Source organism: Paenibacillus oceani, assembly GCF_014705615.1.
GTDB classification, from domain to species: Bacteria; Bacillota; Bacilli; order Paenibacillales; family NBRC-103111; genus Paenibacillus_AB; species Paenibacillus_AB oceani.
Map to the genome: position 1 here is coordinate 1 of NZ_JACXJA010000019.1, position 12,556 is coordinate 12,556.

The following is a 12,556-nucleotide window of genomic DNA, read 5'->3' on the forward strand; positions in this document are numbered from 1 at the left end:
CATTGGTTTTCCCTCCGAAATGGTCTGTTTGAACATAGTATGTCCCATTTTGATTCATTTCAAAGGTTCCACCTTTCATTTTACAGACCCATATTTTGCAAATCCGGCCGATGGGCTTCAAATTACGGCTGCAAAAGGCTCTTATTTTGGCTGAAACCCAATTTCGCGAGGAATAAGAGCTGCAAAAGACTGCTATTGTCCGCTGCTTTGCACTTGTCCGTGCATTCGCTGTTACTCCTGCTGCACTTGCGCCTACGCCTACACTCCTGTTTTGTTTCTGCTACAGTATTTCCTGATTACTCCTATTTACCTCCGACAACTCCAACTGCTGCCCGCCTTACCCCAATTCGCCGCACCTCCGCACTCCCGCTCTAGTCAATTTGCCAAACTCGCCGACCGCGCCGACTTCCCGACCGCCCCAAACTCCCCAAACTCCCCAAACTCCCCAAACTCCCCAAACTCCCCAAACTAGCCGTACTCTCCGCGTTCCCACCCGACCTGCACTAGCCTCACCCCCATTCCCCAGGCACCTCTCCTGCCCAACCGAAGTCAAGTTAACCCCTAACTTGATCAAAAGCCCGTGCTCCCGTGGCGGCACAGGAAAACTGTACCGCCCGGCTCCCTATGACAGCTCTGCCCCTCACCGCATAGCCCGGAAGTGGTCGCCCGGACCAGCCTCCGCGCATATCCCGGTAGAGATTTTTATCCCCCGATTCGAGAAATGTCCGTCTACTGGAAATTTGGTATCCTTCCTATAATTTGAATTGTAAGCGAATCCAAATTGGACGCTCGAACGAGGAGGTCTCTTCTAATTGCGGTGGCTTCCGGCTCGGCCGGCCTATGCCGGAATTGAGGAGGCCGCCATGAACAAAGTGCTGCGCAACCCGCTCGCTTATGTATTGTTTGTCGTCCCGGCGCTGGCGCTGTACATGACGTTTTATGTCGTCCCGATGCTCAGCTCGCTGAAATATTCGGTGACGAGCTGGAACGGGATCAATGAAGCGACGTTTAACGGCTTGGACAATTTTATAAAGGCGTTCCGGGACGAAAAGTTTCTGATCGCACTGAAAAACAACATCATCTTCGTGTTATTTTCCGTTTTCATCCAAATTCCGGCTATCGTAGGTTTGTCGATTCTCGTCAGCGGCGTGCGGCGGTTTCTCGATTTTTACAAAACGACGGTGTTTATGCCCAGCGTGCTCTCCACGGCTATCGTCGGGGTCATATGGAAGTTTATTTACCATCCGGATGCCGGACTCATCAACCAGGTGCTGCGCACGGTCGGACTCGAATCGTGGGCGCTCGGCTGGCTCGGGGAAGAAAATTTCGCGTTCCTTGCCATTCTCGTGACGAACGCTTGGCAGTGGACCGGTTTTTATATCGTGCTTGTGCTCGCGGCCATCTTCGCCATTCCGAAAGAGATGCAGGAGGCCGGTGAGATCGAAGGCGCCGTCGGTTGGCGCAAAGCGCGTTACTTGACGATCCCGCTCATCCGTCCGGTCATCCTCGTCATTATGCTGTTGTCGATTACGGGGGCGATGAAGGCGATGGATATCGTGATGATCATGACATCGGGCGGACCGTTCGGCAGCTCGGAGGTTATGGGCACCTATATGTACAAGCAGGCGTATTCGATGTCGCAGTTCGGTTACGCCAACGCGATCTCGATCCTCATTTTCCTCTTCACCTGCGTACTGACGCTTATTTTTCACCTGATCACGAGAAGGAGCGAGGAGGTCGAATACGGATGACGCTGCAGCGGACCAAATGGATCTCGCATCTTGTGCTGCTCGTGTACGTCGCTGTCGTGCTGTATCCGCTGCTGTTCGTGTTTAACTCGTCGTTCAAAGGCAACTCCGAAATTGTGCTCCGCCCGTGGAGCTTGCCCGGGACGTTCCAGTGGGACAACTACGTCAACGCCTTTTCGAGCTCGCATATCGGTACTTATTTTCTGAACAGCTTGTACGTCAGCGGACTGTCTACGATTATCGGCATTTTGCTCGCGACGGGGATCGCTTACGCAGTCACCCGAATGAAATTCCCGAACGTCAGCAAGCTCGTGTACGGCGCCCTGCTGCTGTCCCTGCTCATTCCGCCGGTATCTCTGCTGATCCCGTTGTATATTATGATTAAAGACATGGGGCTGTATAATACGCCGTTCGCGCTGCTCGTTCCTTATACGGCGTTCGGGATTCCGCTGTCGGTGTTCATTATCGCGGCGTTTCTGAAATCGGTGCCGAAAGAGCTGGAGGAGGCGGGCATCGTGGACGGACTGACGGTATACGGCTTGCTGGGCCGGATCGTATTGCCGCTGACGACGCCTACGCTCGTGACGGTGTTTATTCTTAATTTCATGAACCATTGGAACGAATACATCATGGCCAACTTGTTTTTGTCCAGCCAAAGCCTCCGGACGCTTCCCGTGGCGGTCGTGCAATTCATGGACAAATTCAATATGAACTACGGGGCGCTGTGCGCATCGGTGATGATCAGCTGCATTCCGGTAATGATCGTCTACGCCGTTTTACAGCGTAAAATTATCGAGGGCGTGACGGCCGGCAGCGTCAAAGGGTAGAGCGCCGGGAGGTTGTCTGTTTACCCGTCACCGGCTCTTTCGGGGTTGCTGACCGCGGGGAGGGGCGGACTGACAACGAGCGGTGAATCGGCTATGATAAAAGGAAAAGAAGCGGCAGGGGGGATCGATCGTATGAACCGGAGAGCGTCCGTCCTGCTGTCCTGCATACTCGGTCTCGCAGCCGTTGGTAGCGCTTGCAGCTTCGAAGGCGGGAGGAAGTCCGGAGATCAGGCGCAGCCGTTCACGATCTCGCTGCGTCATGTGCAGGTGCGCGACGATGCGCGGCCGAGGCTGAAGATGCTGGAGGACGTCGCTTCCCGGATGGAAGCGGCTGTTCCCGGCTTAAAGGTGGAGATGGAAGGGCTGGAGGACAAGGTGCACCGCTTCGAGAAGCTGCCGGCCGAGATGGCGGCGGGCGCGCCGCCGAAAATATTCGATCTGTTCGGCGGGGCCGATACGCACAAATACGCGAAGGCAAACCGGCTGCTCGACCTGACGCCGATTTTAAGCGAGCTCGGCTTGAAGGAGCAGTTTTTCAATCTCGACGAATTTACGGTCAATGGTAAAATTTATGGATTGCCCACAGCCGGCTTCGTCGAAGGAGTTTTCTATAACAAGCGGCTGTTCCGCGAGCTCGGCGCCCGGGTGCCGGGGACATGGGAGGAACTGATGTCCGTTGCGGAGAAGGCGCATCACCAAGGCGTCACTCCGTTCGCCCTCGCCTCCGCCGACGCCTGGGTGATCAATATGATGATGAATACGATGTGGGTGCGTATGGCGGGAACCGAGTCGGTGCGGGGCTTCGTGGACGGCACGAGGAAATGGACCGATCCGGACGTAGCCGAAGCGTTCAAGCGGTATGAGACGCTCGTCCAAAAAGGATATTTTCCCGAGCAGAGTCTGGGCTTGAAGTATGCGGATCAGCAGACCGCGTTCCGTCAGGGAGAGGCGGCGATGGTGTTCGACGGCAGCTGGGCGAATTCGGGGCTCGCGGCTCCGGGCAGGTCGGTCGTCGAGGACGATGTCGGCTTTTTTAACTTTCCGAGCATGGGAGGGCCCGGGGACGGGACGATCAATGCAAGCTACTCGAACGGGTACGGCTTCTCCGCCCATCTGAACGCCAAGGAGCTGGAGGCCGTAAAAGCGTTTATCCGGATCATGTTCAGCGAGGAGATGCAGAAGCGGCAGCTTGCCGAGGTCGGCATCCTGCCGGCGATGAAGCTGGCCGATCTGTCCGGCGTCCGTCCGATCGTCGGCGAGCTGCTGAAGGCGGCTGACACACGGACGTTTCCGGCGTTCGACTCGATCGTGCAGGCGAAGGTGCGGGAAGCGCTCGAAACCGGGATGCAGGAGCTGATCGGCGGCAAAACGACGGCGATCCAGCTGCTGGAGCGTGTGCAGCAGGCACAGGACAACGCCAACCGGGAGCTGCATAAACCGGTTCAGGACCGGTACGGCGGCGGCACAGGACCGTCCGCACGGTTGGAGACATCCCCGGGTTCGTCAGGCGGAAGCAGGGTGATCGGATGAATCTCCGCAATAAAGTATTAAAGGCGCTGCTCGTCGACGACGAAATCAACATTATGCGCAACTTGCAGACGGTTATTCCTTGGGAGGAGCTGAACTTCGGCGTCGTCGGAATGGCGACGAACGGGGTGAAGGCGATGGAACTGGTCGGGGAGTTTGCTCCCGACCTCATCCTGTCCGATATCCGGATGCCGGTAATGGACGGGATTGCGCTGCTGAAATGGCTGCAGGAGCAAAAGTACGAGGGCGAAGTCGTGATGCTGACCGGTTTCCAGGAGTTCGACTACGCCCGTTCAGCGGTCAAATACGGCGCCAAAGACTTCATTCTGAAGCCGATCGACTACGAGGAGCTCCGGCAGATCGTGGAAAGGCTCGCCCTGCAAATCCGGGAGAAGCGGATGGAACGGCTGAAGGAAGAGAAGACGTGGAAGCGGCTGTCCAGCCTCGCTTATGAGAAAATGCTGCATGACGTTCTGCTCGACTATACGTCGGTTTGCTCGCTGCATCTGCTTCCCGAGGAAGGCGAGCTGCCGGACCAACCCGCTTATACGCTGCTCGTCGCCGATCTGGACGGCTATTCGCAAATCGCCCGGCCGTGGAGCGAACGGGAGCGGAAGCTATGGAATTTCGCGGTCCGCAACGTGCTGCAGGAGGCGCTGGTTCCTGATGAACAGGCTTACGCGGTGCTGCAAACCCGCGAAGGCGAATGGTGTCTGCTCCTCGAGCATCGTCCGGACCGCGCGATTCCCGGAACGGAACAGATCCGTGTCTGGTCGCACTCGCTGCAGGCCGCTGTCGAACAGTACGCCAAGCTGACGGTCAGTATCGGCATCTTCGCGTCGCCGGTACCGATGGAGCGTTTGGCGGAAGCTTATAAATGCGTACAGCGGTCCCTTCAACTGTCGCCGGGGAAGCAGCATGTGGTGTTTGTAGACGGAGCCGGAGACGGAGGCGAGACGAACGAGCCGCTCTGGAGCGTGCTCGACGAGCTGGTAGCCGGGCTGAAGCAGAAGGACAGAGCCAAGGTCGAGCAGGCGACACAAGGGCTGCATGCCAGCGTGAAGGCGATCCTCGCATTTTCGGTGCTGCGCGGCGAGCAGATGCTGCACTTCGTCGTGCTTCATCTGATGCGGGAGATGCGGGAGATCGGGCTGCTTGAGGGCGAACAGGAAGAAGCGGTATGGGCGAAGCTGGAGAAAAGCGTCTGCGTCAAGGAGCTGCTCGATACGATCGACGGGCTGACGAGCGCCTGCATGAACGCCGGGCTGGCGAAGAAAACGGGTGAAGTGCTGATGGTGTCGGCCAAAAACTATATTCAGCGGCATATGTCCAGCGATCTCGGAATCGAAGAGGTTGCCGACTATCTCGGCATCAGCTGCAGCTATTTCAGCCTGCTGTTCAAGCAGCAGTTCGGGGAGACGTTCGTCGAATATTTGACCCGGCAGCGGATGGAACTGGCGAAGTCGCTGCTCGTCATGACCGGCAAAAGCGTTACGTCGATCGGGAATAAGGTAGGGTATGCGGAACGCCGCTACTTTACGAAGGTATTCCATAAATACGAGGGAATGACGCCGACGGAATTCCGGGAGCGCCATGCGGCAGGCGAGGCGGATGGCTGACGGCCGATGAACGGAAGGATTCAAGGCTTTATGTCAGCCATTCTTCCGCCTGCACCTCCTGCCTGTAGCCGCAGCTCTCGCAATAGGTCTGGTGCACGCACAGCCGGCGGTCCAGATCGGGGTATCCGTTCGTGAGCTTCAGGTCGTCGATGGCGCGATAAGGCGAATACGGGCCGAGGTAGTCGTCGAGGCGGCCGCCGTCGAACAAACGGTTTCCGCATTGCGGGCATTGCAGGTTGAGAGTGGTCATTCCGTTGCAGTAAGGGCATAACGAGGACATCTGCCATTCTCCTTTCCGGTTGGGACATCTTGATCGCGCATGATCAACGTCCCGCTATCGGAAAATCCCGATCCTAATCCGCCCATAGGTTTCCTCCGCACGGCGAAACCTATTCGGGCGGATGCGGAACGCCAAAAAAAGCGCCCGCGCGGATGGCCGCGGAGCGCTTCTATGCGTGCTATATTAAAACTTCATGTTGCTACTGTGGCCCGGGGAAAGCTTCGCATCCGGATCGATGTATACCTTGGCGTTGTTGATCGCGGTAGGGGCTTCTCCGAATCCGACCGCAATCAGTTTCAGCTTGCCCGGATAAGTGGTAATGTCGCCTGCGGCGAAGATGCCGGGAATCGACGTCTCCATACGGGAGTCGACAATAATCGAGCCGTTCTCGATCTCGAAGCCCCATTCGGCAATCGGTCCGAGCGAGGAGACGAAGCCGAAGTTGACGATGACCGCATCGACCGGGATGACGCTGGCTGCTCCGGATTTTACTTCCTTGATCGTAACCGATTCGATTTTGTCGGTTCCGTTCAAGCTTTCGATCTCAACTGGCGTAACCACCTCAACCTTCGACTGCTTCAGCAGCTCGACACTATGCTCGTGAGCGCGGAACTTGTCTCGCCGATGAATAAGCGTCACTTTCTCGGCGATCGGCTCGAGCATCAGAGCCCAGTCTACCGCGGAGTCGCCGCCTCCGCTGATCAGCACCTTTTGTCCGGCGAACTTGTTCAGATCGCTTACGAAGTAGTGCAGGTTTTTCTTCTCGAATTTGGCCGCTTCCGGCAAGTCCAGCTTCCGCGGCTCGAAAGCGCCGACGCCGGCCGTAACGATGATCGCCTTGGATTGGTGGACGCCCTGATCGGTCTCGACCTCGAACAGACGCTCGTCCTTCTTCGTCACTTTCAGAACCTTCTCTTCCAGCCGGACATCAACCGGAAAATGGCTCATTTGTTCGTTCAACCGGTTCACAAGCTCCTGTGCAGTCACCTTTGGAAATCCCGCAACATCATAAATATATTTTTCAGGATAAAGCGCTGCAAGCTGTCCGCCTAGCTGCGGCATGCTCTCGATGATTTTTACGGAAGCTTGGCGCATTCCTGCGTAAAATGCCGCAAACATCCCGGCAGGCCCGCCGCCGATGACGATAATATCCGTCACGCCTTGATTTTGTACATTCGCTGACACGAAAAGACACCTCCATAGCATTTTGTACAGCCTTGTTACATTTTCTCACACCACTTATTATAAACAAAGGAATGTGCAGAAGGGAAGCGATTTTGTCACAAATAACGACAAAATTTAGACAGTTTGTCGCTTGATATTTTCAATAGGAAGATATATGATTGCAGGTAACAAATATTGATAAGTATTGTCGAATATTGTACGAGCGGCCTTGCCGCTGCGGCAATTTGGGTCATATAGAGAGAGCTTGACGGTGTGCGTGAGGTTGCATGAACAGTCGGTGTCTGGAAAGCTTGAACTGAGCTTTGTCTGACAACGCTTGTGTAATTTTTCACAGCTATCGGACAGCCAACAAACCGGATATGGAAGGGATACGAAGATGAGTACAGTTCCAAGAATCGTCATATTGGGTGCAGGCTATGGTGGGGTGCTGACCGCTCTTAGACTGCAGAAAGAGCTCAATTATAACGAGGCGAATGTCACGCTGGTCAACAAGCACGATTATCATTATATCACAACTCATCTTCATATGCCTGCGGCAGGTACGGACAATCCGGAAAATGCCCGAGTCAGCATATCGAAGCTGATCGATGAGTTCAAGATTGATTTCGTCAAGTCGACCGTCGTTCAAATTAAGCCCCAGGAGAAAAAGGTCATTCTCGAAGACGGCACGCTGTCCTACGACTATCTCGTCATCGGCTTGGGCGGAGAATCGGAAACGTTCGGCATCCCGGGACTTCAGGAGTTTGCTTTCAATATTCGCAGCATCAACAGCGTCCGGCTGATCCGGGAGCATATCGAATACCAGTTCGCTAAGTTCAAGCGCGAGCCGGAACGCAAAGATTATTTGACGTTCGTCGTCGGCGGGGCCGGGTTTACAGGCATCGAATTCATCGGCGAGCTGGCCGACCGGATTCCGAAGCTGTGCAAAGAATTCGACGTCGATCCGTCGCTTGTCAAAATCTACAATATCGAAGCGGCTCCGACCGCTCTCCCGGGCTTCGATCCGGAGCTGGTCGAATACGCGATGCAGGTGCTTGCGGACAAAGGCGTCACGTTCAAAATCGCTACGGCGATCAAGGAATGTACGCCCGAGGGTGTCATTCTGGCCAGCGGAGAGACGATCAAATCGTCCACCGTCGTCTGGACGGGCGGCATCCGCGGCAACCGGCTCGTCGAGCAAGCCGGCTTCGAGGCGATGCGGGGCCGCGTGAAGGTCGATTCGTATTTGCGGACGGAACAGTATGAGAATGTATCTATTATCGGGGATTGCTCCCTGATCCTGAACGAACAGGGCAGGCCTTACCCGCCTACGGCCCAGATCGCGATGCAGCAAGGCGTGACGTGCGCTTACAATCTGGTCGCTTCGATTCGCAACCAGCCGCTGCGCGAGTTCAAGTTCGACAACAAAGGCGTCGTCGCCTCGCTCGGCAAAGGCGAAGCGATCGGGATCGTCTTCGGCAAGAAGCTGAAGGGCGGCACCGCCGCAATGATGAAGAAGCTGATCGACATGCGGTATTTGTACATGATCGGAGGCATCTCGCTCTTACTGCGCAAAGGAAAGTTCTAATCGTTAGGGACCGGGAGGCGTTGGCCCGTGAGACATTGCAGCGTTCAGGTACGGGGGTTGCTCACCCGTGAGGAATTGGACCGGTATAACGCGCTGATGGAAGTCGGATCGTATCTCGAGTCGCAAAACCGGTACGATCTCGCCTACACCGTGCAAAAAGAAGTCGACTTGCTCATCATGCCAGCCATCGAACGGCTTAAGGAAAAAGGCCGCGCCCGCGACAGGGCAGACGAAGAATATTTGCGCCGGCTCGCCGAGGGTGATGACGAGGACGACGATTAAGAATCAGCCAGTCTGTTGAAGCTCCAGCAGGCTTCCATACGTACCGATAACCTTCATCTTCGATGAAGGTTATTTGCTTTGCAGACGCCCATCAACATCCCGCGGACATATCCCGGCAGCCCAGCCTCGCTCCCGGCACTACGGTCGGCGATACTCCTGCCAGTCGGTTTCACGGAACGCTGTGGCGAAGTCGATCCGGTACGCAGACGGGGAAACGCCGCCATGATGCTTGAAAAATTTCGTGAAATAGTCCGGTAATACCCCGACCCGGTCAGCAATCTCGTTCATATTCAGGTTGGTTGTCCGCAGCAGCGTGCAAGCGCGGTCGTAGCGAAGTTTGGCAATATATTGCATGGGGGAAAAACCGGTCATCGATTTGAATACCGTTATGAAATAACGGGGATGAAAATGGGCCAGCTTCGCAAGCTCGTCTACGGACAATTTTTGCGCCAGATGCAAGTTGATATATTCCAGCACCCGGGTAATCCGCTGCACGTCCAGATGACCGGAATCGTTAATGATCAGCTTCGGACTTTTCTCTATACAATAACAAATCAGTTGCAATAACGTCGCTTTGGCGCGCAGAAGAGAGGTCATGCCATTGCCGTTATGCGATTCGTTCAGCTCCCGGAACAGCTCCCCCATGAGCGGTTTATCCTCCACATCGATCAATAGCGACAGCTCCAGCAAATCGAACAGGCGGGTTTCGCCGATCGTGGATGTAAAGTGGCAATAATACTTTCCGAAAACTTCCCCGTTATACGATGAAGCGGAAATCGTAGCACCTGCCGGCAGCAGAACGAGCTGTCCGGAAGTGGGCGTGATGACCGATCCGTTCACCCATATCTTGCATCTCCCGGAAACCATGTAATACAACAGGTTGAAATCGTATGTCAAATTGGAATGACTCCACTCTGCACCTAACATCCGATAAGAAGATCTGAGAATAGCGGTCTGTACATTGGCAAGATAGCTGGAAAAGTTCCCCTTTTGTCTTTGCGCGCTTTGCATAAACCGTTCCCCCCTTGATCGATTTTGGGTTACAGCGGTCGTGAGCGATCTGTGTCTGATTATAACCCACTTGTTCCGGCAGCGTATAGGGACGATGGGGACGGAAAGTCGGATCTGAGTTTTTTACAGATTGGCCTGACTGTTTTCCATTCCGATTCCGGCTTGAATTCTTATAATTCATAGTAAGAATCGAGTTAAAGGAGCGATCGGGATGACCAAACGAGTGCGATTGGCTGTCGTAGGCGGAAACCGCGGTTTTGCCTACCACAAATGCTGCGATTTTTTACCCGAACTTGTCGAAGTGAGCGCCATATGCGATCTGAATGAAGAGGTGTTTGCCAAATGGAAGCGGCAGTATCCGGCTATCCGCACGTTCACAAGCTTCGAGCATCTGCTCGACGATGGCGATATCGATGCGGTGCTGCTGGCCACGCCGATGGAGGTTCATGCCAGCCAGTCGATTCAAGCGATGAATGCCGGCAAGCATGTGTTATGCGAAGTTGCATCCGCGCAAACGATAGAAGAATGCTGGGAGCTGGTCCAGACGGTCGAGCGGACGGGGGCCGTCTACATGTTAGCCGAAAACTTCTGCTACACCCGGACGAACATGATGGTGCGGACGATGGCCGAATCCGGGGCCTTCGGGGAGTTGACCCATGCGGAGTGCGGTTACATCCATGATGTCCGGACAGCCACTCACGATGACCGGGGGGAATTGAAGTGGAGGGGGGAGATGATGCGCAAGTTCAACGGCAACAATTACCCGACTCATTCGCTCGGACCAGTATCGCAGTGGCTTGGCATCAATAGGGGGGATACCTTTGATTATATGACGACCATCGTGTCGAAGCCGGCGGCGCAAAGCGACTATTTCAAGGAAGTGTTCGGTCCGGATCACCCCGGCGCCCGGATGGATTATTGGCAGCAAGGCGATTCCTGCTTGTCGCTTATACGCACCAAACAAGGAGCCGTTATTTATTTGCGCAACGATTTTTCGTCCCCGCGGCCTTTCAACTACTTGTCCTACGAGCTGCAAGGAACGAAGGGAGCTTTCGTATCCGGCCGCGACACCGTGGAGGAGCCCCTGATCTGGCTCGATGGCAGCACACCCGGAAAATCGTACCTGGGCAATGTATCCTGGTCCAAGCTGTCCGAATACGCCGGGACTTTCGAACACCCGTGGTGGAGTAACGAGACCGACCGGGAGCAGGCCGTGCAGGCCGCCCGATTCGGCGACTATTTTGTCATGAAAGAATTCGCAACCGCTGTTGTGGAGAAGCGCCGGCCCGACTTCGATGTGTACGATTCCGTTGCCGTCAGCTCCATCATGCCGCTTTCGGCGCAATCTGCATCACAAGGCGGAAGTCCGGTCTATTTCCCCGATTTTGCCAAAAACAAGCGGTTGCAGTAGGAAGACAAAGGAGAGAAGCAAGCTTATGAAATTGGGGATCAGTTTGTATAGTTTGAAAGGTGCGATCGTATCCGGAGAAATGACTGTGACGGATGCCATCGAGTGGATTGCGGAAGTTGGAGGGGAGCATGTCGAGATCGTTCCGGTCGGATTCGATCTGCTGGAGCAGCCGGAGCTTGCAGACCGGATTCGGGACAAGGCGGGGCAGGCCGGGATCGAGGTGTCGAACTACTGCGTCCGGGCGAATTTCATTGCGGCCGATGAGCAGGAATATGAGCGGACGATCGACAGGGTGAAACGCCATGTTGAGATTACCCGGCGGCTTGGCGCGAAACGGATGCGTCATGACGTGGCCTCGCGTCCTCTCGGCGACATTTCCGTCCGCAACTTCAACCGCGATCTTCCGAAGCTGGCGGAAGCGTGCCGCACGATTGCCGACTACGCCGCTCCGTACGGAATTACGACAAGCGTAGAGAACCACGGCTATTACGTTCAGGCCAGCGAAAGGGTGCAACGTTTGATCCATGAGGTAAATCGCGACAATTACCGGACTACGCTCGACATTGGCAATTTTCTATGTGTCGACGAGTTGCCGCTTACCGGCGTCAGACATAATATAGCCCTTGCGTCCATGGTTCATCTGAAAGATTTCTATATCCGTACGCCGGACCGAAGCCCCGGCCCGGCTTGCCCCGGCTGGTTTCCAACGGCGGGAAGCAATTGGCTTCGCGGTGCGATTGTGGGCCAAGGCGACATCAACTTGCGCGAAGTGCTGAGGTTGATCAAGCAGTCCCGATACGACGGTTGCATGTCGATCGAGTTCGAAGGCGTAGAGGAATGCCGAAGCGCCACAAGGCAAGGATTGGAGTACGCCAGACGGGTGTGGGACGAAGTATAGAAGAACCGGCCTTAGCCGCACCAAATAAAATCTCTCCCGATTGGCAGTGTCCCTTTCTCGAGCTGTAACTGGGCCCTTAATGGAACAACGGAATCGGAGCCGGAATGGAGGTGATGGCTCATAGGACATGAGCGCTGCGGGATACGCCTATCGCGATTGTGAAGGAAAGCGGGTCTCACTATGAACAACGGGAGGAATACG

General features: G+C 55.3%; 11 protein-coding genes. 8 read left to right on the top strand and 3 right to left on the bottom strand.

The features are described from left to right. Positions 1-863 precede the first annotated feature (863 nt). The 4 genes from IDH45_RS14975 (at position 864) to IDH45_RS14990 (ending at position 5,721) form a co-directional block, all read left to right on the top strand. Positions 864-1,751, top strand: a complete 888-nt coding sequence (locus tag IDH45_RS14975; RefSeq protein WP_190928929.1) for a carbohydrate ABC transporter permease — start codon at positions 864-866, stop codon at positions 1,749-1,751. Then, complete coding sequence (locus tag IDH45_RS14980) at positions 1,748-2,575, top strand: carbohydrate ABC transporter permease (protein WP_190928930.1); 828 nt, start codon at positions 1,748-1,750, stop codon at positions 2,573-2,575. The genes IDH45_RS14975 and IDH45_RS14980 overlap by 4 nt, the downstream gene beginning before the upstream one ends. Positions 2,576-2,668: 93 nt before the next feature. Then, positions 2,669-4,105 (top strand): extracellular solute-binding protein, encoded by a 1,437-nt coding sequence (locus IDH45_RS14985; RefSeq protein WP_223836679.1) that lies wholly within the window; start codon positions 2,669-2,671, stop codon positions 4,103-4,105. After that, positions 4,102-5,721 carry a response regulator transcription factor gene (locus IDH45_RS14990; protein ID WP_190928931.1) on the top strand — a complete coding sequence of 540 codons (1,620 nt, stop codon included), beginning with the start codon at positions 4,102-4,104 and terminating at the stop codon, positions 5,719-5,721. The genes IDH45_RS14985 and IDH45_RS14990 overlap by 4 nt, the downstream gene beginning before the upstream one ends. A 28-nt stretch (positions 5,722-5,749) precedes the next feature. Here the strand turns inward: IDH45_RS14990 and IDH45_RS14995 are convergent, their stop codons facing one another. Both IDH45_RS14995 and IDH45_RS15000 read right to left on the bottom strand, forming a co-directional pair. Beyond that, a complete protein-coding gene (locus IDH45_RS14995) occupies positions 5,750-6,001 on the bottom strand; it encodes a hypothetical protein (RefSeq protein WP_190928932.1) in 252 nt (83 codons plus the stop codon). A 183-nt stretch (positions 6,002-6,184) separates the two neighbouring features. After that, positions 6,185-7,120 carry an NAD(P)/FAD-dependent oxidoreductase gene (locus IDH45_RS15000; RefSeq protein WP_223836685.1) on the bottom strand — a complete coding sequence of 312 codons (936 nt, stop codon included), beginning with the start codon at positions 7,118-7,120 and terminating at the stop codon, positions 6,185-6,187. Positions 7,121-7,562: 442 nt separating this feature from the next. Between IDH45_RS15000 and IDH45_RS15005 the strand changes: the two genes are divergently transcribed. Continuing rightward, positions 7,563-8,753: an NAD(P)/FAD-dependent oxidoreductase gene (locus IDH45_RS15005; protein WP_190928934.1), complete on the top strand. Its 1,191-nt coding sequence runs from the start codon at positions 7,563-7,565 to the stop codon at positions 8,751-8,753. 27 nt (positions 8,754-8,780) lie between these two features. After that, positions 8,781-9,035: a hypothetical protein gene (locus tag IDH45_RS15010; RefSeq protein ID WP_190928935.1), complete on the top strand. Its 255-nt coding sequence runs from the start codon at positions 8,781-8,783 to the stop codon at positions 9,033-9,035. Positions 9,036-9,173: 138 nt separating this feature from the next. On the opposite strand, the gene IDH45_RS15015 is transcribed toward IDH45_RS15010, so the two are convergent. After that, the gene (locus IDH45_RS15015; protein WP_190928936.1) at positions 9,174-9,875 is read right to left on the bottom strand and encodes an AraC family transcriptional regulator; all 702 of its coding nucleotides are present in this window, start codon (positions 9,873-9,875) and stop codon (positions 9,174-9,176) included. A gap of 382 nt (positions 9,876-10,257) precedes the next feature. Here IDH45_RS15015 and IDH45_RS15020 point away from each other — a divergent pair, with 382 nt between their 5' ends. Together IDH45_RS15020 and IDH45_RS15025 are read left to right on the top strand one after the other, a co-directional pair. Further along, positions 10,258-11,457 carry a Gfo/Idh/MocA family protein gene (locus IDH45_RS15020; protein ID WP_190928937.1) on the top strand — a complete coding sequence of 400 codons (1,200 nt, stop codon included), beginning with the start codon at positions 10,258-10,260 and terminating at the stop codon, positions 11,455-11,457. Between the two features lie 25 nt (positions 11,458-11,482). Continuing rightward, positions 11,483-12,355, top strand: coding sequence for a sugar phosphate isomerase/epimerase family protein (locus IDH45_RS15025; protein WP_190928938.1), 873 nt, complete (start codon positions 11,483-11,485; stop codon positions 12,353-12,355). The last annotated feature ends 201 nt before the right edge of the window (positions 12,356-12,556 follow it).